The 22913-nt window shown below is 55.1% G+C and carries 18 protein-coding genes; 10 read left to right on the plus strand and 8 right to left on the minus strand.

Annotated elements, in window-relative coordinates; all coding sequences use genetic code 11:
- Positions 1–243: 243 nt before the first annotated feature.
- The 3 genes from pomA to SD69_RS00525 all read left to right on the plus strand — a co-directional run bounded on the left by pomA (position 244) and on the right by SD69_RS00525 (position 3895).
- Complete coding sequence (pomA, locus tag SD69_RS00515) at positions 244–1011, plus strand: flagellar motor protein PomA (RefSeq protein ID WP_041521641.1); 768 nt, start codon at positions 244–246, stop codon at positions 1009–1011.
- Between the two features lie 6 nt (positions 1012–1017).
- Positions 1018–2010, plus strand: coding sequence for a flagellar motor protein MotB (locus SD69_RS00520; RefSeq protein WP_041521642.1), 993 nt, complete (start codon positions 1018–1020; stop codon positions 2008–2010).
- 478 nt (positions 2011–2488) lie between these two features.
- Positions 2489–3895 (plus strand): MFS transporter, encoded by a 1407-nt coding sequence (locus tag SD69_RS00525; RefSeq protein ID WP_052480771.1) that lies wholly within the window; start codon positions 2489–2491, stop codon positions 3893–3895.
- Positions 3896–3931: 36 nt separating this feature from the next.
- Here SD69_RS00525 and SD69_RS00530 read toward each other — a convergent pair whose 3' ends face one another.
- Together SD69_RS00530 and ectB are read right to left on the minus strand one after the other, a co-directional pair.
- Positions 3932–5296, minus strand: coding sequence for an aspartate kinase (locus SD69_RS00530; RefSeq protein ID WP_041521643.1), 1365 nt, complete (start codon positions 5294–5296; stop codon positions 3932–3934).
- A gap of 107 nt (positions 5297–5403) precedes the next feature.
- Positions 5404–6672, minus strand: a complete 1269-nt coding sequence (ectB, locus tag SD69_RS00535; protein WP_041521644.1) for a diaminobutyrate--2-oxoglutarate transaminase — start codon at positions 6670–6672, stop codon at positions 5404–5406.
- A 469-nt stretch (positions 6673–7141) separates the two neighbouring features.
- Here ectB and SD69_RS00540 point away from each other — a divergent pair, with 469 nt between their 5' ends.
- The 3 genes from SD69_RS00540 to SD69_RS00550 all read left to right on the plus strand — a co-directional run bounded on the left by SD69_RS00540 (position 7142) and on the right by SD69_RS00550 (position 9590).
- Positions 7142–7756, plus strand: a complete 615-nt coding sequence (locus SD69_RS00540) for an IMPACT family protein (protein WP_041521645.1) — start codon at positions 7142–7144, stop codon at positions 7754–7756.
- A gap of 247 nt (positions 7757–8003) precedes the next feature.
- Positions 8004–8564, plus strand: a complete 561-nt coding sequence (locus SD69_RS00545) for an HNH endonuclease (protein ID WP_041521646.1) — start codon at positions 8004–8006, stop codon at positions 8562–8564.
- A gap of 78 nt (positions 8565–8642) precedes the next feature.
- Entirely contained in the window at positions 8643–9590 is a 948-nt protein-coding gene (locus SD69_RS00550; RefSeq protein ID WP_041521647.1) for a sugar phosphate isomerase/epimerase family protein, read from the plus strand.
- Positions 9591–9612: 22 nt separating this feature from the next.
- On the opposite strand, the gene SD69_RS00555 is transcribed toward SD69_RS00550, so the two are convergent.
- The gene (locus SD69_RS00555) at positions 9613–10494 is read right to left on the minus strand and encodes a hypothetical protein (protein ID WP_041521648.1); all 882 of its coding nucleotides are present in this window, start codon (positions 10492–10494) and stop codon (positions 9613–9615) included.
- Positions 10495–10559: 65 nt separating this feature from the next.
- Positions 10560–10916: a hypothetical protein gene (locus SD69_RS00560; RefSeq protein ID WP_041521649.1), complete on the minus strand. Its 357-nt coding sequence runs from the start codon at positions 10914–10916 to the stop codon at positions 10560–10562.
- Between the two features lie 336 nt (positions 10917–11252).
- On the opposite strand from SD69_RS00560, the gene SD69_RS00565 reads away from it, so the two are divergent.
- Positions 11253–14741: a HEAT repeat domain-containing protein gene (locus SD69_RS00565; protein WP_052481323.1), complete on the plus strand. Its 3489-nt coding sequence runs from the start codon at positions 11253–11255 to the stop codon at positions 14739–14741.
- Between the two features lie 97 nt (positions 14742–14838).
- Here SD69_RS00565 and SD69_RS00570 read toward each other — a convergent pair whose 3' ends face one another.
- The 4 genes from SD69_RS00570 to SD69_RS00590 form a co-directional block, all read right to left on the minus strand.
- A complete protein-coding gene (locus SD69_RS00570; protein WP_052480772.1) occupies positions 14839–15702 on the minus strand; it encodes a 3-keto-disaccharide hydrolase in 864 nt (287 codons plus the stop codon).
- 124 nt (positions 15703–15826) lie between these two features.
- On the minus strand, positions 15827–16627 hold the full coding sequence (gene cysE / locus SD69_RS00575) for a serine O-acetyltransferase (protein WP_041521650.1): 801 nt from the start codon (positions 16625–16627) through the stop codon (positions 15827–15829).
- A gap of 71 nt (positions 16628–16698) precedes the next feature.
- Positions 16699–17697, minus strand: a complete 999-nt coding sequence (locus tag SD69_RS00580) for a serine/threonine protein kinase (RefSeq protein WP_041521651.1) — start codon at positions 17695–17697, stop codon at positions 16699–16701.
- 567 nt (positions 17698–18264) lie between these two features.
- Positions 18265–18960 (minus strand): double zinc ribbon domain-containing protein, encoded by a 696-nt coding sequence (locus SD69_RS00590; protein WP_041521653.1) that lies wholly within the window; start codon positions 18958–18960, stop codon positions 18265–18267.
- Positions 18961–19140: 180 nt separating this feature from the next.
- Here SD69_RS00590 and SD69_RS00595 point away from each other — a divergent pair, with 180 nt between their 5' ends.
- The 3 genes from SD69_RS00595 to ilvD all read left to right on the plus strand — a co-directional run bounded on the left by SD69_RS00595 (position 19141) and on the right by ilvD (position 22846).
- Positions 19141–20169, plus strand: a complete 1029-nt coding sequence (locus tag SD69_RS00595; RefSeq protein ID WP_052480774.1) for a glycosyl hydrolase family 18 protein — start codon at positions 19141–19143, stop codon at positions 20167–20169.
- 207 nt (positions 20170–20376) lie between these two features.
- Positions 20377–21054 carry a spermine/spermidine synthase domain-containing protein gene (locus tag SD69_RS00600; protein ID WP_041521654.1) on the plus strand — a complete coding sequence of 226 codons (678 nt, stop codon included), beginning with the start codon at positions 20377–20379 and terminating at the stop codon, positions 21052–21054.
- Positions 21055–21172: 118 nt separating this feature from the next.
- Positions 21173–22846, plus strand: coding sequence for a dihydroxy-acid dehydratase (gene ilvD / locus SD69_RS00605; protein WP_041521655.1), 1674 nt, complete (start codon positions 21173–21175; stop codon positions 22844–22846).
- The last annotated feature ends 67 nt before the right edge of the window (positions 22847–22913 follow it).

A 22913-nucleotide genomic window follows, 5' to 3' on the forward strand; every position in this document is an offset into this window, starting at 1 on the left:
GGCAACCTGTTTTTGCAGTATAGAATTTGGGGTTATGTTCCAGCGTTGCTGGCCGATAAGTAACGATATGGCGGACGCTGTGGGTTCTTGTTGGCGGGCATTATACCGTTTGCGGGTGATCAGGTGCACTAGTGTCCGCGTCTAAACGGGTTACTATGGTGACTTGATACGGATTATGTGAGCAGATGCGCCGGCGATAGGGTTGTTTAACGCCTTAAACGCGGCAACAGTGAGGAGTGGCGAGTGGATTTAGCAACGCTGATCGGGCTGATCGGGGCCGTGGGCCTGATTATTGTCTCGATGTTTATGTCGGGTGAGATCGGCATGTTTCTTAACGCGCCTTCGCTGGTGATCGTGGTGGGCGGCAGTGTGTTTGCGGTGATGGCAAAATTTGGCCTCGGGCACTTTTTAAGCGCGTTTAAAGTGGCGGGTAAAAGCTTCGTCAATAAAATCGATGATCCGCTGGACCTGATCGACGAGGTAGTGGCACTGGCCGATGCCGCGCGCAAAGGTGGGTTACTCTCACTCGAAGGGCGTGAGGTGGGCAATAATTTTTTGCAAAAAGGTATTCAACTGTTGGTGGATGGCCACGACCCGGACGTAGTGCGGGTGATGTTGTCCAAAGATCGCTCTCTGGCCGAGCGGCGGCACAACAACGGCTCGGCGATTTTTGCCTCGTTGGGTGATGTGGCGCCGGCCATGGGCATGATTGGCACCTTGATTGGCCTGGTGGCAATGCTCGCCAACATGGACGATCCCAAAGCCATTGGCCCGGCCATGGCGGTGGCGTTGTTAACCACACTATACGGTGCCATGTTGGCCAACGCGGTGTTTTTGCCGATCGCCGATAAACTTCGGCTGCGCGCCAGTGAAGAGCACATGATAAAAAGTATGATTATCGATGGCTTGCTGGCGATTCAAGCGGGGCAAAACCCGCGGGTGATCGACACCATGCTGCGCACCTATCTGCCCGAGCGCAAGCGCGACGTCGTCGATGCGGCGGATGGTTAATCAGCCATGAATGTTGACGACGAAGATATCGGCGACGGCTGCGATTGCAAGCCGGGTTTGCCGGCCTGGATGGCAACCTTTGCCGATTTGATGGCGCTGTTGATGTGTTTCTTTGTGCTGTTGTTGTCGTTCTCTGAGATGGACGCCATGAAGTTTAAGCGCTTGGCGGGCTCTTTGGCCCAGGCGTTCGGGGTGCAGGCGGAGGTCTCAGTAAACGAAATTCCCAAGGGCACCAGTATTATTGCGCAGGAGTTTAGCCCCGGTAAGCCCGAGCCTACCCCCATCAATGAGATCAGGCAGCACACCGAGGATATCACCCAGATGAGTCTTGAGGTGCGCGACTCGCAAGAGTACGACATCGAGCGCGGCGAGCCCGATATGGATGACAGCGCGCGCGAGCGGCTAGAGCAAATTATGCAGGAGCTGGTGGCACAAACCCGCCGCGATGCCGCCGAGCTGGCCGATACGCTCAAAGAGCAAATCGCCAATGGTGAACTAGAAATAGAAACCCGTGGCCGGCACATTATCATCCGCATACGCGAGAAAGGCTCGTTTGAATCGGGCACCGCAACCCTGGCGCCAGATTATTACGATGTTATCGATGAGATTCGCGCCGTACTGATGCTGAAGCCGGGGCGCATTGAAGTGCAAGGGCACACCGATAACGTGCCCATTAACTCAGCACGCTTTCGCAATAATTGGGATTTGTCGGCGATGCGTGCCGCCTCGGTCGCCTCACAATTGCTGCGCGGCAACTACCTTGAGCCGCGTCGCTTTGAAGTGTCGGGCTTTGCCGATACCCGCCCGCTGGCCAGCAATGATTCAAGCGCCAACCGCGCGCGTAACCGCCGGGTTGAAATTGTGATTCGCCAGGGCCTTGGCGAGGATTTAAACCAAGACGACATCCAGCTGTTGAAACAGCAGGGAGACGACATCAGCCGTAAATTGGATGTGGCGCCGCAATACTTGTTTGACCTGGAGCCGGAGGAGGTTTTTTAACCTTGTACGATATGTCGTACACGAAACTGTGACAAAGGCGACTATTTTGGCTGTGCTTAGGGGCGCATAATAGCTCACTGGACACGAGCATATGGATCATGGCTGTTCAGAACGGACTTCCACGGACTGTCATAGGGACTATGGCGTAACACGGATTACCCACAAGGAGTGTGAGGCAAGGAACAGACGGATCTCGCCGACTTTGAGCCCAAGGCTGGTCTCCATCCTGTAAAACCCGCAGCAGGCCCCCTTGCTGCGGGTTTTCTTCGTTTTACTCTAGCGCTTTTCATTTAATCATTTAGTGTTTCGCCTTCGCTAAGCGGCCCAACTGCTTCCGCGCATAAAGACGGGTAAAGCTGGCCGGGTTTGTGCTGGCACTGTGTTTTAATGGTGTGAGTTTTGAGCGCGACGTATGAAATGACTCGCCTCTATTATTATGCCAGCCACGCCACTCTCGCTTTTTACAAAAGGTCTCCGCTTGAACAACAACGCACCTCTCCCGGAACAAAATGCCTCGCCCTGGCTGGTGTTACTGGTAGTTTGCCTTGGCGCTTTTGTTGCGCCACTGGGTATGGCCTCGGTGAATGTTGCGATCCCCTCCTTGGCAGAAGATCTGGGTGCCAATGCTGTACTGGTGAGCTGGATACCCACAGTGGTGTTGATCAGCAATATTATGTTTATGTTGCCCGCGGGAAAGTGCGCCGATTTATGGGGCCGTAAACGGCTGTTCTTTCTTGGGGTATGCGTTAATGCCGGCGCCACTGCGGTAGCATTTTTGGCCCAATCGATCGAGATGGTGCTGGTGTTGCGCTTTATTCAGGGTATTGGCTCGGCGATGATGTTTGCCACCAGTATGGCGCTGTTGATATCCGTGTTCCCCACCGATAAACGCGGGTTGCCGCTGGGGTTAAATGCCGCCTGTGTGTATTTGGGGTTAACTCTGGCGCCGGCGTTGGGCGGTTGGGTGACCGAGGCTTTTGGCTGGCGTTTTGTCTTTTTGCTACCGCTACCCATTGCTGCGGTGGTGCTGAGCATCTTACTACGGGTTAAAGGCGAGTGGCACGGGAACCAGTCGGGCCGTTTTGATTGGCGCGGGGCGATATTATTTGCCGCCGTGGCGGTTTGTCTGGCACTGGGGTTGGCGGGGTTACCCGGTGCCGGGCACATTGCGTTGGTGGTGCTCGCCGGTATTTTACTGGCGCTGTTTGTTCGTATGCAGGCACGAGCGACGACGCCGTTAATCCGGGTGCAGATGTTTCGCGAATCAAAGTTGTTTTCGATGTCGCTGGCCAGTGCCTCACTGATGTACGCCAGTAGTTACCCGCTGGGCTTTATGCTGAGCTTATACCTGCAATACGTGCGCGGCTACAGCGCGGGCGAGGCGGGCCAAATTTTGTTGGTGCAGGCGTTGACCATGGCTTTTGTTGCACCTATCGCGGGGCGCTTATCGGATTTTTTACCGGCGCGTTGGTTGGCCAGTGCCGGTTGCGCTTGCACGCTGGCAGGCTTTGGTCTGCTCAGCACCTTGGACGCAACCACCGAGCGGGCCGACATTGCGTTGGCGCTACTGTTGATTGGTTTTGGATTTGGTTTTTTCTCCAGCCCAAATAATCACGTGGTAATGCATTCGGCGGCGCCGCATGAGGTGGGGGTGGCGGCCGCCACGCTGAATTTGTCGCGCGTGATGGGCAACTTAGTGGGGATGAGTATGGTGAATTTATTGGTGCATTGGCACTTAGGGGAACGCGCCATGAGCCGTGCGATTGCCGAACCGCTGCTGTTAACATTTCACCAGGCGATGAATTTAACTTTGTGCTTTTTACTGGCGGCGCTAGTGTTATCGTTGCTGCGCGGCGGCACCCGCGCCGCCGCAACCTCAGAGTAAGGTGCGGGCAGGCGGGTAATCGTGCGTGGTTAACGTTTACGCGTTGCCAATTAGCGTGTCGTACAAAATCCGTGTGGCCTGATCGGCAACGGTTTGTGAGACTCCCACATGAAAGCAAATTTGCGACGGGCTCTGGTCGATTAAATCGATGGGAATATAAGCCTCGCCCAAGGCGCTCAAGGCCTCGATTATGGGGTAGGAGTTGCGGTTAAGGCCTAACCCCACGGGCGTAATAACCGACAAGTTATACACCACGCGCATATTGTCTGGCTTTAGGCGCTTCTCAATCACCCGGCGCAAATCGTTAATGCTGCCCAACAAATCGTCTTTACTTACCAGCACCGCAATGTCGTCTTTGTCGGTGGGGTAATGGTACGTGTTAATGCCAAAGTCGTGAAAAATCTGCAGCAGTGAGGCGGTAAAACCTACCTCTTCACCCAGCATGTCTTTTTCGATGTGGATGTACGACATGTTATCCAGCCGGGCGATTCCCACCACGCCCTCCTCAGGTACGCGCTCGTTTAAAATAAGCGTGCCGGGGTTTTCCGGGGCGTTGGTGTTGCGAATATTGATGGGAATTTTGCGGTCGCGGCACTTAAGCATCGCATCCAGGTGAAAAACGTTAAAGCCCTTGCTCGATAGCAGGCGAATTTCTTTAAAGGTTAACCGTGGAATCGCGCGCGCCTCGGTAATAATGCGCGGGTCGGCCTCGTAGACGCCGTTTACATCGGTCCAGTTTTCGTAGGTGTCGGCGTCCAGAGCGTAGGCGATTTCACCACCGGTTAAATCTGAGCCCCCGCGAGAGAAAACCGCGATATGGCCGTCTTCGGTCACCCCGTAAAAACCGGGGATAACCGATATGCCGTCGTATTCGGTAAGGCACTGTACGTTTTCGTAGGCCTGATCGAGGGTTTTTGCGGCGAGGAAATTGTCGCTGACCAGAAAACCGATGTTTTCGGGCAATTGCGCCTGGGCTTTTAAGCCGCTTTTATCCAGATACGCCGCAATAATACGGGCGTTGTAGTGCTCGCCCCGTGAGGCCAAAAAGGCCACGCGTTTGTCGCCGCCGAGGTCAGTGTCTAAATCTTTGGTGAGCGAGGCGAGAATGTCTTTGTTATCGATTTTTAAGTCGCGCATGATGGCTGTGAATTTTTCGATCACAGCTTTGCGGCTGTCGTCGGCGGTAATTTCCTGGCGCTGGTTGTAAAAATGAATGCCCTTGGTGGCAATATTGATGAGATGGTCGGTGACCTTCTCTTCATTTTTATGGCTGCGCCCGGGGCCGGATACAACGATAACGCGACGCTTTTTATCGCTCTGAACAATGTTTTTAACTTTGGTGATTTGCTTGGCATCGGCAACTGAGCTGCCGCCAAATTTACTGATAATAATATCTGACATGGCGTCCTTCTGATGTGTCGTGGCGGCGGCCGGTAATCGTTAGGGCAATTGCCCAGCCGCCTGCAGTTCAAAGTGGTGCGGGCTTAGCGCCCTGTGCTAGCAAGACACTACTGTCCGGTCATCATTTTGTCGCGTCGCTCGGATAGCACCTTAAGTGACTCGCGGATAATGCCAAGCCCCTCGTGCAGGAGGTCTTCATCGATGAGCAGCGACGGTAAGAATTTTAATACCTGATCGTCAGCGCCGGCGGTTTCGATAACCAGGCCACGCTCAAAGGCTTCGGCCGAGGTCTCGCTGGCCACACCATTGGGTAGCTCGAGTGCGTAAATCATCCCCAAACCGCGCACTTTGGGATCAAACTCAGGGAAGTCGGCGGCGATTTTTTCCAACTCGGTTTTCAGCAAGTTACCTTTGTACTCGACCGCTTTGGCTAAATCGTCGTTATCCCAAAAGTTTAGCGCTTGCGTGGCGGCAATAAAGGCCAGGTTGTTGCCGCGGAAGGTGCCGGTGTGCTCGCCGGGCTGCCACTGGTCGAGCTCAGGGCGCATCAGCAACAGCGCCATAGGCAGGCCGCCACCGATGGATTTGGACAGAGTGACCATATCGGGATGGATTCCCGCACGCTCGAAACTAAAGAAGGTACCGGTGCGACCATTGCCCACCTGAATGTCGTCGATTATCAGCAGAATATCGAACTCGCGACAGACATCCTGTAGCCCTTTAAGCCACTCGATGCTGGCGACATTAACACCGCCTTCGCCCTGGACAGTCTCAACAATAATCGCGGCGGGCAAATCGATACCGCTGCTGTTGTCTGAGAGAAACTTACGCAGGTAATCGATGGTGTTAACGTCTTCGCCTAAAAATCCGTCGAACGGCATAAAGGCGGTATTGGCGCGTGAACCGTAGGATTCATCTTTGTAAAAGTAATTGCCGGTAGCCGCGAGTGCACCCATGGTCAGGCCGTGGTAACCGTTGGTAAAGGCAATCACGTTGGAGCGCTGTTTAACCATGCGCGCCAGCTTTAGGGCGGTCTCTACGGCGTTGGTACCGGTAGGACCGGTAAACTGAACTTTGTACTGCAGGTTGCGCGGCGCCAAAATGGTATCGCGAAACTTTTGTAAGAAGGCGCGCTTGGCGATGGTGGCTTTATCCAGCCCGTGGACAATACCGTTGCGCTGTAGGTACTCAATGATTGCCTCGGTAATCATCGGGTGGTTGTGACCGTAATTAAGAACACCGGCGCCAGCGAAAAAATCGATAAAGCGTGCACCGCTCTCATCAAACAGCTCAGAGCCCTGTGCCACGTCAAAGATTGTCGGAAACGAGCGTACATAACCGCGTACTTCTGATTCCATCTCTTCAAAAATTCTCATAGATTGCTCCTGCAGCTGTTGCTAAGTGTTAGGTCGAACGAATCAATCAGGGCAGAGGTGCCTCTGTTGACTCTAAACTCGGGGCCGGCTATTGGCTCCGGCGCCATACTGCCGTATTCGGCAGTATTTCTGTGCTTTGGGGGCTCAACGGCTTAGACCGGTGAATGTTGCGGTGTAACCTGAATACCGTTGGGCGTTCTATTACAAAAAGATCGATCTGCTGATTGGTTTGACTGTCAGCCGCATCGCAGCAAATGGCCGCTCCCGCTAGCGCACCAGTTACGTGCAGCTGCCGGGTTTGGTTCAAATTTGCGGGAGGCGCTAGGCCCCGCTTAATAATAGATGATAACAAGCGAGGCGGAGAAAAACTAATCAACCACTTGCGGCGGCGCTTTGCCGGCGTTAGTCATCACGTACAATAGGGCCAAGAATTTATCGCAGTACCGCCCACGCAGGCGGCAGGAGCCGTATGAGTCAAAGTTATCAGGTGTTGGCCGAACCTTGTGAGTATCTTTATGAGGAGAAGCGCAGCACTTTTACCGCGGTGTTACAGCCTGCTCAAGAGCGAGAGGCGGCCTTAGCGCAGCTTGAGGCGATTCGTCGCGAGCGCCCCGGCGCAAGCCACTACTGCTGGGCCTATATCTTAGGCTCGGCCAGCCAGCCGCTTAGTATGGCGTTTAGCGATGATGGCGAGCCGGGCGGCACCGCCGGCAAACCTATGTTAAGCGTACTGGAGCACCGTCTGGCGGGCGATTGTATGGCGGTGGTGGTGCGTACCTTTGGCGGCACTAAACTGGGGGCCGGCGGCTTGGTGCGCGCCTATGGTGCCGCCGTGTCGGGGGCGCTTGATTTGGCTCAGTGGCGCCAGATAACGCCGACCGTACCGGTGGCCATTGCGGTGGGTTTTGCCTTGGAGGAGCGCGTGCGACACAGTTTGATGCTGCGCGATATTGCGATTAGCTCGGTCAGCTACAGCAGCGAGGTAACACTGGTCGTTGATGTGCCGGAGCAAGCGCTGGATACACTGAGCTCTGAGCTGGCCGAATTAAGCTCGGGCGCGGCGCGGGTATGGCCGGCACGATAGAGTACTTGTCGACCGCAAACAGTACCGAAAAGCCCACAGTGTTAGGGGTTTACTAGGTAAATGAGTAAAAAAGGGGTACATTTGACATATTGTCGTCATATACAAAACACATTGTATAGCTAGGCTTGTGCCGAGGTGAGGTAGCGCAGTAAACCGCGTGAAACAACATAACCCATAACAGCAACGCAGTACCGAATAGATCGTTAACTATGCCGTAAGTAAGATTTGACTTACTTAGGAGGTATCGATGGAAGCGCGGATTCTGAGGCTTAATATTGCCGGCCAGCCGATTGAGTGGTTGCACTGGCAAGATGCCGTTTGCTTATACGCCCGGGACCTGGTGGCCTGGAGCTTGGGCGGCTCGGTGCGGCGGGTGCTGGGCGGTCATGCTCGCACCAGTGGCCTGCAGTCAGAGATTAACTTGCCCGCTATCATCGCCTGTGGTGGCAGTCGTATTGCCCGCTACCGGCAAATCCCCCCGTTGACCAATCGCGCCCTGTTTGCCCGGGATGATTATCTCTGTTTGTACTGCGGTAAAGAGTTTCCGCTGGGGCTCTTGTCGCGCGATCACGTTCACCCGGTAAGCCGAGGCGGGCGCGATATCTGGCGCAATGTGGTGACGGCCTGTAAGCGCTGTAATCAGCGCAAGGGCAGTCATTTGTTAGCCGATATCGATATGGAATTACTGGCCCTGCCTTTTTGCCCTAATAATGCCGAGTACCTCGCGTTGATTAACTCCGATCGTATCCGCGGCGATCAAATGGAGTTTCTGCGCCCGCAGTTTTCCTCTCGCCGCAATTGGCACTGACGCGCCCACGCGCTAGAATCTCAGAACGATTAATGTTTACCGTTGCGTCACTGGCGCGATGGTTGTTGTGAGGTTGGTATGGCTGGTTTATCTCGTCGGCAATGTTTGCAGTGGGCCGGTGCTGTGCTGGGTGGTTCGGCGCTGGGGGTAAAGGCCGATGGGTTAACGCCTTCAGTGGCGCCATTTCATTTTGATATGTCTCTCGCCCAGTGGTCGCTCAATAAAGCGTTTTTTGATAAATCGCTAAGCACGTTGGATTTTCCGGCGGTGGCGCGCACCAGTTTTGACATTGGCGCAGTGGAATACGTTAATCAGTTTTTTATGGATAAAGCGCGTGATACCGCTTTTATTCGCGATTTAAAACAGCGTGCGGACGACCATAACGTTAAAAATTTATTGATTATGGTCGACGGCGAAGGCGATTTATCTACCGTCGATGAAAAGCGTCGCAAGCAATCGGTAAGCAATCATCACAAGTGGGTCGAAATGGCCTCGGAGCTCGGCTGCCACAGTATTCGTGTTAATTTGCACGGCAGCCGCGGCGCCGAGGATTGGCACCGGGCATCGCTGGCGAGCCTGCTGGAGTTGGCCGAGTTTTCTGAGCCCCTGGGTATTAAAATTTTGGTGGAAAACCACGGCGGCTATTCATCCCATGGTGCTAAGTTGGCGGCCGTTTTAAAAGCCGCCGATTCGCCTTATTGCGGCTCTATGCCGGATTTTGGTAACTTTTGTTATCAGCGGGAGTCGGGCGATTTGTGGGACTCGGCGTGCGTCAAAGAGTACAACCTCTATCAGGGGGTGGCCGACTTAATGCCCTATGCCGGTGCCGTTAGCGCTAAAACCTTTCGCTTTGACGAGCAGGGCAACGAACCCAATATCGATTACCTGCGTATCTTTGACATTATTAAAGCCTCGGGCTATAGCGGCTATGTAGGCATTGAATATGAAGGGCACGACTTGCCCGCCGCCGAGGGGATCCGGTCTACCAAAGCATTGCTCGAGCGGGTGCGCACAGAACTTAGTTAGTTGGTCGCTCGGGTGGTTGCGGTTAGGGTGTCCGAAGCAAAGGCCAGTGAGCAACCGCTGTATTAAAAAAGCCGGATTCGCGATAGGCGCGCTGGATGGTTCCCCGGCGTCGCATCTGCGCCAGCCCACGCTCTAGTGCGGCAAGGTAGGCCGGCCCGCTCGGGTGCTGCCGGCTGACAATCCAGTGCCGCGAACCTTGCAACGCCACCTTAATATTAGGAATGGGCACGAGCGTTACCCCCTCTGAGTGCAGTTGCATATCGTCACCCGCCTGAAACGGCGCGAGGGTGATGTCGCCACGCTGGGCGTGGAGCATACGCACAATAGAAACCCAGGTATTGGTCAAATGCACCTGCTTAAAGCCCAGCGCCTGCAGGGTCACCTGATCGGTTTTCCAATCGAGGCTGGTGACAGCGGTTAGCTCGCGCAGGGCCTCGGGGGTGGCAGCCAGAGCGTGCTGATTCTGCGGCGCGACATACAGCCCGACGATAAACTCACCATCCTCAATTACGGCGCTGCTAATAAATAGCTCATTGCGTAAATCCGCGGTATCGGCTCGCCAAACCAGTGCCCCCGAGCCTATAAGCTCTCCGTTGGCCACTTGGTGTAGGGTTCGCCGGTAAGTTTGCTCGCGCACGATGGCGATAGCCTGCTTAAATCCGCCCAGTTGCAGCGCCTGCTGCAACAGCACCAACTCTATGACGTCGCGTCTAGCGCCGGCGCCGCCGTAAAAACGAATGGCAGCAATGTCACGGGCGCCGACAAAACGTTGGTAATCGGCAATGACGTCGGTTGTTGCCGCGATTTTTACCGGATGTTCAGGGGGGGAGGCCGGGTGGGCGGCGGCGCACAACAGGGCCGCTAAAATCCCGATAAAAAAACGGATCGCAAGAGGTCGTCGCACGGCTTAGGCCTTTTGGGTGATCGCAAGCGGTTAATCGTAGTATAGCCCTCGAGGCGCACCGTCGCTTAGCTGTACACCACCTGCCCGCGATAAACCCGCAGCGGCCGCTTCGTTTCAGGCTCGGGGGCAGTGGGTTTCTCACTGCGCTGCTCCAGGCTCACTTGGCCGCGATACACTTTTGTTTGCGTTTTGGGTGAATCGGTTTTAGCCGGCGTGCTCAGCCGCTCCGGCCAGGACTCTCCCGCCAGCTGCATTAATTCCTTAATTAATGTGCGAGTAATTGTGTCACGGGACACCGGGTAGTGTTGCGCCAGCTCGCTTAGTAGCTCGGGGTTTGCCAGTTTCACGCTGGGCTTTAAGTCGGATGGCAGGCGGCGGCGAACTTCCATAACAATATCGATCATGGGCTTACTGTAGTGCATAGGTTTGAACCTTCAGTGCCAGTGAGGGAGTAATTATCGGGGCGCGCGACAACCCGTACCTTTCGTAGGTAAAGCGGCTCTTAATCAGAGCAAGAGGTCAGAGCAAGATACCGGCCAACTGCTTAATAGCCCTGATTTTACGGCTATACTCAGTTTGCTTGCTAGATTATGGCGCACCTCGCCGGGCACGGTGACCGATATGGTGCGTTATTAGGTGCGTTTGGCCGGCAGTGCAACGTTCGTACGCAAACAATACTTAACTTGAACGCCGGTATCGCTGGCTTATACTCCAAAATCGCCACAAACTCTAAGACTATAATGATAACTGTGAAGCTTATGTTCAAAACTCAGAACCTTACTCGTTACCTCTCGACCTTTAAATTATCCGCACTTGCCGCTGCCATTGCGCTGGCGGGTTGCTCGCAAGATGATTCGGCTGCAAAAACTGAGGCCGTCGATGCCCAGTTACCTGCGCCAGAAAGCGTCAGCGAGCCGGTAAAAGCCATTGCCATGACCGACGCTAAAATGGCCGAGCGAGCCAAGGCTATTCGCTCGCAGGTAAGCCTTGATTTGGCCGAGGGGCTGGATATGACTCTGTGGGCCTCGGAGGATTTAATGGCCGACCCGGTGGCGCTGAGTATGGATAACCAGGGTCGTGCCTGGGTTGCCATTACCCATCGCAGCAACAACTCTGAGTTTGATATTAGGCCTTATCCCCACTGGCTAACCGACTCCATTGCGATGGAGAACAACGAAGATCGCCGCGAGTTTTTACACAAAACCTTCGCCGCCGATAAAAACCTGACCGAAAAAGATGTGCCCGATCGCAATGAAGATGGCGTGCACGACTGGCAGGATCTAGCCGTGGTAAAAGAGCAGGTGTTGCAAGTGAGCGACACCACCGGGGATGGTCGCGCCGATCGTGCACAAACCTTTTTAGAAGATTTTAATTCAGAGATCACCGATGTGCTCGGTGGTATTTATTACGACAATCGCAGCAAAGATGTGTTTTTGGGGGTGGCGCCTAACGCCTGGCGCGTTACAGACACCAACAACGATGGTGTTGCCGACGAGAAGCAAGCCATATCCGACGGCTTTGGCGTACACGTAGGCTTTAGCGGCCACGGTATGTCAGGCATTGTCAAAGGCCCGGATGGTCGTATCTATTACGGTATCGGTGATATCGGTGCCAACATCACCGATGTGGATGGCAATCAATTTCCCTACCCTAACCAGGGGGTGGTGGTACGCAGTGACCCGGACGGCAGCAACTTTGAGATTTTTGCCCATGGGGTACGTAACACCCACGAATTTACCTTCGACAAGTACGGCAACCTGATCAGCGTCGACAACGACGGCGACCACCCGGGTGAGTTTGAGCGAGTGGTTTATTTGGTGGATGGCTCTGACTCGGGTTGGCGTATCAACTGGCAGTTTGGTAAGTACACTGACCCGAAAAACAACACCTACAAAGTGTGGATGGACGAAGACTTTTATAAACCGCGCTTTGAGGGGCAGGCCGCCCATCTTTTGCCGCCCATTGCGGCGTACCACGCCGGCCCCACCGGTATGGTCTACAACCCCGGCACCGCCCTTAGCGAGCGTTGGGTGGATCACTTTTTTATTGTGCAGTACACCGGCTCGGCGCCGCGCTCAGGTATTAATGCATTTACCCTCGAGCCCGATGGCGCGGGCTTTGAGTTGGTCAGCGATGAGCCGTTTATGCGCGGTGTGCAAGCCACAGGCCTGGACGTTGGGCCCGAAGGCGCGCTTTACGCCAGCGACTGGATTGAAGGTTGGGGGCGCAATGGTAAAGGCCGTATCTGGCGTTTAGATACCCCGGATACCGCCGCCTCTGAGGCCCGTGCCGATACGCAACAATGGTTAACCTCCGATTTCAGTCAGCACGATCTGAAAACCTTAACCGGCTTATTGTCCCACGCCGATATGCGAGTGCGCTCGGAGGCTCAGTTTGAGTTGGTCGATCGCAACGAGCAGGCCACCCTGGTGGCGGCGCTTAATAGTAGTGAGCAGTTAGCACGCATTCACGCCATCTGGGGTTTGGGGCAAATCGCACGCGATCAGGCCGATGCCGCTGAGCCGTTACTGGCGTTGCTAGAAGATGCCGACCCGGAAATTCGCGCGCAAGCTGCCAAAGTCATTGGCGATGCGGCCTATCAAGCGGCATTGCCGGCGTTGCTTGCAAATTTGCAGCACGACAATGCCCGGGTGCGCTTTTTTGCCACACAGGCACTGGGCCGTTTAGGCAAAAGCGAAGCAACAGCGCCGATCATCGCTATGCTTGAGACAAACAACGGCGAAGACGTGTACTTGCGCCAAGGCGGTGCAATTGCACTGGCGCGCATCGGCGATACCGAGGCCTTGTCCGCGCTCGCCTCGCATTCGTCCGAGGCGGTTCGAATTGCCGCTGTGGTTGCGCTGCGCCAACTGGCCAGCCCGGCCTTGGCTGAGTTTCTCGACGATGACAGCCAGTTTGTGGTGACCAATGCCGCCCGCGCCATTAACGATGATTTATTCGTCGATGACGCTTTGCCGGCGTTAGCCAAACTGTTGGGAGACACTCCTTTTAGCAACGAGCCCCTGGTGCGCCGGGTGATTAACGCCAATGCGTTTGTCGCCGATGCCGAATCGGCTAAGCGCTTAGCCGGTTACGCGGCTGACACCAACGCCCCGGCGGCCATGCGTGCCGAGGCGGTGGATGCTTTGGCCAACTGGGCCGAGCCCTCGGTGTTTGACCGTGTGAGCGGCCGCTACCGTGGTGAGCGCGAGGGCAATGGCGATGACGCCAAAGCCGCGCTGGCGGATGTGTACCCTAAACTGCTAAAAGATGCTGATACCAACGTCCGCGAGGCCAGCGTTAATGCACTAGGCGCCTTGGTGTACGCTGACGCGGCCGCCCGTTTAAACAGCATCCTCACCGAAGATGATTCGGCAGCGGTACGCAACGCCGCGCTCATTAATTTGCAAAAGCTCGATTACGCTGACATGCAAAAAGCGATTTACAAAGCGCTGGAAGACAATTCAGTAACGGTGCGTATGACGGCGCTGGGCATGGTGCCGAGCCTGGATATTCCGGTATCCACCAAGGTAGATATGCACACCATTTTGCTGGCGCAAGGCTCGGTTACCGAGCAGCAGGCTGCACTAAAATCGTTGGCGCAAATCAAAGCCCCGGAGGCCGAGACTGTGTTAGCCGATCAGCTGCAACAGTTAATCGCCGGTGACATAGCTCCTGCGGTTAAGCTCGAGTTGATTAACGCCGCCGAAAACTCCGGCAGCGATGCGCTTAAGCAATTGCTTACCGAGTACGAAGCGGGTAAAGATCGCGACGACCCGATGCAGGTATACGCCGAGTCGCTCGCCGGTGGTGACCCCGAGGCCGGGATGGCGTTGTTCCGTTACAACAGCACCGCGCAATGTGTACGCTGCCACGTCGTGGGTACCCGCGGCAGCCGGGTGGGCCCCGAGCTTACTCACATTGGCCAGCAGCTAACCGAAGAGCAACTGCTAGAGGCGATGGTTGCTCCGGGGGCGCGTATCGCGCCGGGTTTTGGCCGCATTAGTGTAACTTTAACGGACGGCACAACGGTTGAGGGCTTATTTACCGCCGAGACTGATACCGCGTTGACGATTGAGTCCAGTGATGGAAAAGCGCAGCAGGTCGCGCGCGCCGAGATTGTCGAGCAAACCAATTCGCCCTCGGGTATGCCGCCCATGGGTTTGTTGCTGGATAAAACTCAGCTGCGTGATTTAGTGGCTTACCTCAGTAACCTCGATGGTGCCGAGGCGCCCGAGAGCCACTAATCAAAGCTAAGCGTTAACCCACAAAAAAAGCCGCCCTACGTAGGGCGGCTTTTTTTGTGGCTCGGTGAATGTATTGTTAAGAACCCGAGCGCGGGCGTTATCCGTCGTACAGGCAAGAGTCGGCGTTATTTTTTATAAAATATTCGCGGTAATTGTTGGCTGTTTTATCCATACAGCCCGCTAGGTTTAATAGGCGTACGCGTCTAAAATCTGTCGGCGCGCTCTCGGCTTGTAGGGCGATGTAACCGCTGCCGTGAGCCGTGCCATCATCTAGTTGCAAGTTGGTGTACTGCATGACCGGTTCGCCGTTAACGCGGTGCACCGCCAGCTCACTGCCGTGGACTTCCAGTTGTACGGTTACCCATTGATCGCCGTGGTAGGTTTTACTGGATGAGTTGATGCAATGGTCTTTACGCAACTCGCCGTCCATCACCACCTGGGTTGCCGGGGTGCAAAGGTTGGCGGTCGAGCGCTCATCAGTGCCGTTGCCGCCTAATAACTGATACTCGACACTGAGTGGAAAATCCTGATCCAGTGCCATCGTTTCTGGGGCCTGAGTGTGGTACATCATGCCATTGTTGCGGTACGCCCAAGCGGGGCCATCGGTCACTTGCTCGCCAACAAAGCGGTACTCAACCTCTAAAATATAATGCGAAAACGCGCGCTCGGTGTAAAAAATATGGCCGAAGCCGGCGTTTTCTTCAGGGAATTTTTGGTAGTGATCGTAGCGTATCTGCAACAAACCATCGGCGACCCGAAACGTATCTAAAGGGTTTTCGCCCAGCTCGGAGCCTTGAATCTTGATGCTCCAGGCATCCAGGTCTTTACCATTAAATAACTCGATCCAATCGCTATTCGCGGCAGTGCTGGCAGGGTCGGCATAGGCAAGTGTGCCTGGCAGCGAGCTGGCGGCAACAGCCAGCGTTAATGAGGTTATTAAAGCGGGCGCACGTGTGGGCATGTTGGTTATCCTTATTATTGCAGTTTTTGTGGGTATGACTCTGTTTTATGGGTAAAACAAAGGCTTAATATACACCACAAAAACGGCTCAAAGGGTGAACAAATGCAAAACCTCGCCGGGCGGTTTAACCGTCCAGCGAGTGATTCATGGCTCGCGAGGGGKGATCGCAATCGGCGCTGCCTACCACTTTGGCGGGTACGCCTGCAACGGTACTGCGCGGCGGCACGGGCTTGAGCACCACGCTGCCGGCACCGACTTTGGCACAGCGGCCAATCTCGATATTGCCTAAAATTTTGGCACCGGCACTAATCAGCACACCGCTGCGCACTTTGGGGTGGCGGTCGCCGGACTCTTTGCCGGTGCCGCCCAGCGTGACCGACTGCATAATCGATACGTCGTCTTCCACCACGGCGGTTTCGCCAATCACAATGCCCGTGCCGTGATCGAGCATAATACCTCGGCCGATAACCGCAGCCGGGTGAATATCCACTGCAAACACTACCGAGATGCGATTTTGCAAAAACAGCGCCAGGGCGTGCCGCTCACGTTGCCACAACCAGTGGGCCACCCGGTATGCCTGCAACGCGTGGAAGCCTTTAAAAAATAAAAACGGTGTAGTCAGCGAGCAGCAGGCCGAGTCGCGCTCGTTAATGGCCTGAATATCGGCGCGTACAGCGGCGCCAATGCTGGCATCGTCGGCCAGTGCCTGATCAATGACCTCGCGCACTGAGATGGCCGGCAGGGCCGGGCTGTCGAGCTTATTCGCCAAATGAAAGCTCAGCGCGTCTTCCAGCGTGTCGTGATTTAACAAGGTGGCGTACAAAAAGCTCGCCAACATTGGTTCGCGGTTCGCCTGCTCAAAGGCGCGCTGGCGAATCTCATCCCAGACGGGATCGGCGCTTGAGGTGGCCGTATCGATTGACATGGTAACTCCTTGGTCGCGCGGTCAATGTGCCTATTATGGCGGCATCAAGCGCAAATGCCCAATGGCCCGGTTTAATAAATCTCTAACGCTGGCTCGTTTATGGCGGCCAGCTGTTCACGCAGCTCTAAAATGTGCTCGGCCCAATAGCGCTCGGTGTTAAACCACGGAAAGCTGTGCGGAAAGGCCGGGTCCTGCCAGCGCTTAGCTAACCAGCCGCTGTAATGCATGATACGCAGGGTGCGCAGCGCCTCAATCAGCAGCAGCTCGGCACTGTTAAAGTCGCAAAACTCGCGGTAGCCCTCCAGCACCTCAGATATTTGTGCCGTCTGCTGGGCGCGATCGCCCGAGAGCAACATCCACAAATCCTGTACCGCCGGGCCGTTGCGGGCATCGTCAAAATCGACAAAATGGGGTACATCGTCACGCCACAAAATATTGCCCGGATGACAGTCTCCGTGCAGGCGAATACTCTCGTACTCCACTTGGGCAAAAATCTCGTGGCAGCGGGCAATTAAATCTCGCCCCAGAGTGGTGTACGCTTCCAGTAAAGAGCGCGGGATAAACTCGTTATCCAGCAAAAAGTTAAAGCTCGCCTCGGCAAAGGTTGCGGTATTCAGTGTGGGGCGGTGCTCAAACGGTGCCACCTGGCCCAACGCATGAATACGCCCCAGCGCGCGCCCCAAACTTAGCAGGTGATCAAAGTTATCCAGTGTGGGCGCGTGCCCACCCTGGCGCTTATACAGCGAAAACCGAAATCCCTGAAACTCAAACAGGCTCTGGGCGTTATCGTCCTCAATTGGCGGCACTACGGACACGCCCAAATCGTACAAATTGGCCGAGAAGCTGTGCTCCTCCAGAATTTGCGCATCCGTCCAGCGCGCCGGGCGATAAAACTTGGCAATGATGGGTGAGCTATCCTCAATGCCCACTTGGTACACGCGGTTCTCGTAGCTGTTTAGGGCAAATACCCGCGCATCGCACGGGTAGCCAAGGCTCTCGACGGCATCCATAACCAAATCGGGGGTTAAGGCTTCGTACGGGTGTGAGGTGTGCTCGGGTGATTCGCTCATACGGGCCCCCTAGGGTAGTGGGTGGTTGTGGCGGGGTATTGTACGGGGTTTGCTGAGGCTTCACACGTTTTGTGATTGGTGGGGGTTGTTGTAAGTTTCAGAGCTGTTGCTGGTATGTGCATTGTGCTCTGGTAAACGAAGTAAGGCTGGTAAGCGCATGAGCCGCCAAGGCGAGCTTTGTTTGTATGCCCGCGTCGCCGGGCGTGGTGAAATACTTTTCGTTTCGCGACGAAAAGTATTCAGCCGTTCCTGCGCATCTCGACAACTGCTCCTGCGTTGTTCTACTTCCCCACATCCATGTGAGTCACGTGCGCTCACGGCATTAGTGAATCCATTCACGTCAAAGGCGCGCTCCCAACATATCCAGCCCTGCGGGTCCCCTCATTCCAACCGATTTTTGCGGGCCGCACCCTGGCCAGGGGATGCTTGTGCGCACGCAGCCCAGGCTGTCCTCTCTGTCGCTCCGCGCCATTCACCTTGTCCCTGTCCACGTACCCCCAAAAATAGGTCTTCATTCGGCTGTATCTACGGGGGATGTGAAGGCGGTACTTCGTGGTTGGCTTAACATCAACCATTCGCTGGCGTTCTCGCTAGCGCCCAAATATGCACTTCAGCGGCGCCGGCGCGGCGCAGTACTTTACTGATCTCGCGGGCGGTTGTGGTGGTCGTGACAACGTCATCGACTAAGGCTACGCGTTGGCCTTTTAAGTCGCCCGCAACAAACGCTCCGTGTAAGTTTTCTAACCGTTGGCGGCGTGTGAGGCCTTGTTGCGGTTCGGTGGCGCGGATACGTTTTAGTAGTTTTCGGCTTAGGGGTAAACCAATGGCGCGAGCGCCGGCGCGGGCGAGTGGGTGGGTTTGATTAAAGCCCCGGCTAATGTGCCGCCGCCAGTGTAGGGGGACGGCGACGACTTTGGTGGGCCATTCTCGCTGTGGTAGTACGCGATAGTACTGCTGAATATGGCATTGCATTAATTCACTTAACACCCGTGCGCTACGTAAGCAGTGGTGGTGTTTGGCGCGGCCAATTAAATAATCCAGCGGGTGCGCGTACACGCAGGGAGTAACAACACGATCAAACGCCGGCGGCATTGCCAGGCACTCGCCGCAATATTCAATATCGGTATCCAGCGGTAGAGCGCACTGGCGGCACTGGTGCTCGCCGATCATTAGCGCTCTTAATTGCGCGGTGCATCCGGCGCAAAGAATTTCATCGGCGCTTTGGTGGCATAAGAGGCAAAGGCTGAATCGGGGCAGGCGCAATGGGAGTCCTTTCGGGTTTTGTGCCGAGGTTTAGTTTTGTTGGTTTAGTTGTTAGGTTTAGTTAAACCTTAAGCAAAAGTCTAGTTTGGGGCTGGATATATTGGCGGCTGTGCTAAAGTAAACCTTCCGCTAACGGCGGTAGCCATGCCCCGTGATAACGGGCTAAATGAGGATTAAGCAATGTTGTTGTTAAAAAAATTGATGCGCAGCGTGTGGCTGTTAATGCTGGTGTTTATGGTGGCGTGTGCGCAAACCCCCGCGACTGATCAAAATGACTTTAAGATAATCGGCTACGTTAGCTTAAGCGCCGATAACTACCTAAGCGCGGTAAAAGCTCAGCTACCGTTTAACACCCATATTAATATTGCGTTTGCCAACCCAACCGATGATGCCAGCGGCGACATTCAACCGGTCAATGAGCAGCTACTGCAGCAAACGGTGCGCCTGGCTCACGCTCAGCAAAAAAAGGTGTTTATATCGTTCGGAGGTTGGCGCGGCGACGATAGTGGCTACGATCTCGTGTATGAAAAAATCGCCGCAGATGATGCAGCGCGGTTAGCCTTTATTCGCAATATTGTTGCGATGGTTGAACGGTTTAATTTCGATGGTGTTGATATGGATTGGGAGTATCCTCGCCTTAAAGGTGCGGCTGATTACGAACGATTTATTGTCGGGCTTAGTAATGCGTTGCACGCGGTTGATAAAAAGCTAACTGCTGCCGTCATCGGCACTAGAACCAAAGTAACTGACGATGGGGATGCCAGCGCTTATAGCGATCGCGCACTGGCCGCCTTCGATTGGATTAACCTTATGGCCTACGATGATCGCCCGGATGATCACTCGCCCTATAACTTGGTCGAGCGCTCCACCGATTACTGGCTGGCTGAGCGAGGTGTAGACCCGCAAAAGGCCGTGCTTGGGTTGCCCATTTATGCGCGCCCCAGCTGGCGCAGTTATCGTGAGGTAGTGGCCGATGATCCAAGCCACGCCTGTGTCGACAGTGTCATTTATAAAGGTAAAACCGATTACTATAATGGCCTGCCCACAATCGCTAAAAAAACTCGCTTTGCGCTCGATAACAATCTCGGCGGCGTGATGGTATGGGAGCTTGTGTTAGATAGCACGGCCCCCGAGTTGTCGATTATGCAAGCCATTAATGCCGAAGTTAACAATAAGAGCGCTGCTGTTTTTTGTGAAAAAAATGATTGAAGGGCTTTCTCTGTGAGGCAGAATCGCGGTGGCTAAGCGCCTTTCATCTATTGGGAGAAGGCCTCTGATTAGCGAGCCGGCGAAAGTTGAGATACGAACTGATAACTGGCCTACGCAGATGCGTAGTGCCATTGAGGCCTGGCAGGGGCACTCGCGCACGCCATATCTGCTAAAATCGCCACTCATTCCCTCCTTGTGTGTATTGATATGATCCCCTGGCAATTACTCGGCACGGCCGTTATCCCAAACAACGGCGGTGAGCTGCGCCTGATGCAGCGCGACAAAGAATTCTCTATTTCACTTAAAGGCGTGCGCGGTGAGTTGATGAATAGCCGGATGCATAGCTCGGAGCTGGCGTTAGCCGACTTAGGCTGTGCCCATATCGCAAATGTAAAAAACGCCGCTGTTTTAGTGGGCGGTATGGGCATGGGCTTTACCTTAGCCGCTGCGCTTACGGCGACCACCGAGTCCACCAAGGTTACCGTGGCCGAGTTGGTGCCGGAGGTTGTTGAGTGGAACAAAGGCCCGCTCGGCGAGTGCGCGGGTTACCCGCTTAATAACCCAAGGGCGCTTGTGCACTTGGGCGATGTGGCGGAATTATTTAAAGCGCAAAAGCCCACTTTTAACGCGATACTGTTGGATGTGGATAACGGCCCCGAAGGGTTTACTCACGCCGATAACACCAGCTTGTACTCGATGGAAAGTTTGCAGGCCATTCGCAGTACTTTGCACAAAGGCGGTGTGCTGGCCGTGTGGTCGGCGTGGCACGATCCGGCGTTTACCACACAGCTCAAAAAAGCCAGGTTTACCGTGGAGGTAAAAACGGTGCGCGCACACAAGGGCAAGGGGAGTAAGCACACGATTTATCTGGGCGTGAAAGGGTAAATCTGGTTTTGTCGGCAACGCCGGATTTGATTTCAGGCCTGTATCTCGGATGCTTATGCCTTGTAAGCTATGCTACATAAACCAACCGACGCACGCTTGCAAACGATAGGGGCACCCCATGACCGATAAACGCAAACATTCGTCCAAAGTAGTCGACGGTATAGAGAAAGCACCCGCCCGCGCCATGTTGCGCGCCGTGGGCTTTAACGATGATGACTTTAAAAAACCGCAGGTCGGCATCGCCTCTACCTGGAGCATGGTCACGCCCTGCAATATGCACATTGATAAACTGGCCGATGAAGCCTGTGCCGGCGCCGACCAGGCGGGCGGCAAGGGCGTGGTGTTTAACACCATTACCATATCGGACGGCATATCCAACGGCACCGAGGGCATGAAGTACTCGCTGGTCTCCCGCGAGGTAATCGCCGACTCTATTGAAACGGTCGCCGGCTGCGAGGGCTTTGACGGGCTGGTGGCCATTGGCGGCTGCGACAAAAATATGCCCGGCTGCATGATCGGCCTGGCGCGACTGAACCGCCCCTCGGTGTTTGTGTATGGCGGCACCATTAAACCCGGCGCTAACCATACCGATATTGTCTCGGTGTTTGAGGCTGTGGGGCAACACGCCCGGGGCGATCTATCCACCATTGCCGTTAAACAGATCGAAGAAACCGCCATACCCGGCCCCGGCTCCTGTGGCGGTATGTATACTGCCAACACCATGGCCTCGGCCATTGAGGCATTGGGCATGAGCCTGCCGGACAGCTCGGCGCAAGAGGCGGTGTCATCCTCCAAAGCCGAAGACTGCCGCCGCGCCGGCGCTGCAGTACTAGAGCTGCTGGAGCAGGACATCAAGCCCACCGATATCATGACCCACAAGGCGTTTGAAAACGCCATTACCGTCACCATTGCCCTCGGCGGCTCGACCAATGCCGTGCTGCACCTGCTGGCTATGGCCCACGCCGTGGATGTGCCGCTCTCGCTGGATGACTTTATGCGCATCGGCAAAAAAGTCCCCGTACTGGCCGATCTGCGCCCCAGCGGACAGTACATGATGTCCGAATTAATTGCCGTGGGCGGCATTCAGCCGCTAATGAAAATGCTGTTGGATAAAGGCCTACTGCACGGCGACTGCCTGACCGTCACCGGCAAAACCCTGGCCGAGAACCTAACCGATGTTAAGCCCTACCCGGCCGAGCAGGACATTATTCACGACTTTGACAACGCCATTAAAGCCACCAGCCACCTGGTTATCCTTAAGGGCAACCTGGCACCCGAGGGCGCGGTGGCCAAAATTACCGGTAAAGAGGGGCTGGTGTTTACCGGCAAAGCACGGGTGTTCCACTCTGAAGAAGAAGCACTAGAGGCCATACTGGGCGGCACTGTGGTTAAAGGCGATGTAATTGTCATTCGCTACGAAGGCCCGCGCGGCGGCCCCGGCATGCGCGAAATGCTCAGCCCCACCTCGGCAGTCATGGGCAAAGGCCTGGGTAACGATGTTGCGCTTATCACCGATGGCCGCTTCTCAGGCGGCAGCCACGGTTTTGTAGTGGGCCATATAACGCCCGAGGCTATGGACGGTGGGCCCATTGCCATTATCGAAAACGGCGATGAGATTACCATCGATGCCGAAAACGCCCAGATTAGTATTAATATTCCTGATTCGGAAATTCGGAAGCGCCTGGAAAATTGGCAACGCCCTGCGCCGCGTTATACCCGCGGGGTGTTGGCTAAGTTTGCTAAGACGGTGTCGTCGGCTTCGGAGGGGGCGGTGACAGATAAGGGCCTATAAGCAAGAACCGGCAGTAATCGAGGCAAGGTGTACGCTCGCTTATTGGCGAATGTATTGCAGCCGTCTA

Origin of the sequence: Gilvimarinus agarilyticus, from assembly GCF_000832015.1 — a bacterium.
Lineage (GTDB): Bacteria > Pseudomonadota > Gammaproteobacteria > Pseudomonadales > Cellvibrionaceae > Gilvimarinus > Gilvimarinus agarilyticus.

What these genes read in the sequence shown, in the direction of transcription:
- SD69_RS00530 (WP_041521643.1), bottom strand. Translation starts at nt 5,296, where the DNA reads ATGTCAGATATTATTATCAGTAAATTTGGCGGCAGCTCAGTTGCCGAT.
- SD69_RS00560 (WP_041521649.1), bottom strand. Translation starts at nt 10,916, where the DNA reads ATGCACTACAGTAAGCCCATGATCGATATTGTTATGGAAGTTCGCCGC.
- SD69_RS00580 (WP_041521651.1), bottom strand. Translation starts at nt 17,697, where the DNA reads ATGAGCGAATCACCCGAGCACACCTCACACCCGTACGAAGCCTTAACC.
- SD69_RS00520 (WP_041521642.1), top strand. Translation starts at nt 1,018, where the DNA reads ATGAATGTTGACGACGAAGATATCGGCGACGGCTGCGATTGCAAGCCG.
- SD69_RS00545 (WP_041521646.1), top strand. Translation starts at nt 8,004, where the DNA reads ATGGAAGCGCGGATTCTGAGGCTTAATATTGCCGGCCAGCCGATTGAG.
- ectB (WP_041521644.1), bottom strand. Translation starts at nt 6,672, where the DNA reads ATGAGAATTTTTGAAGAGATGGAATCAGAAGTACGCGGTTATGTACGC.
- SD69_RS00595 (WP_052480774.1), top strand. Translation starts at nt 19,141, where the DNA reads ATGTTGTTGTTAAAAAAATTGATGCGCAGCGTGTGGCTGTTAATGCTG.
- ilvD (WP_041521655.1), top strand. Translation starts at nt 21,173, where the DNA reads ATGACCGATAAACGCAAACATTCGTCCAAAGTAGTCGACGGTATAGAG.
- SD69_RS00600 (WP_041521654.1), top strand. Translation starts at nt 20,377, where the DNA reads ATGATCCCCTGGCAATTACTCGGCACGGCCGTTATCCCAAACAACGGC.
- SD69_RS00565 (WP_052481323.1), top strand. Translation starts at nt 11,253, where the DNA reads ATGTTCAAAACTCAGAACCTTACTCGTTACCTCTCGACCTTTAAATTA.
- SD69_RS00570 (WP_052480772.1), bottom strand. Translation starts at nt 15,702, where the DNA reads ATGCCCACACGTGCGCCCGCTTTAATAACCTCATTAACGCTGGCTGTT.
- SD69_RS00550 (WP_041521647.1), top strand. Translation starts at nt 8,643, where the DNA reads ATGGCTGGTTTATCTCGTCGGCAATGTTTGCAGTGGGCCGGTGCTGTG.
- SD69_RS00540 (WP_041521645.1), top strand. Translation starts at nt 7,142, where the DNA reads ATGAGTCAAAGTTATCAGGTGTTGGCCGAACCTTGTGAGTATCTTTAT.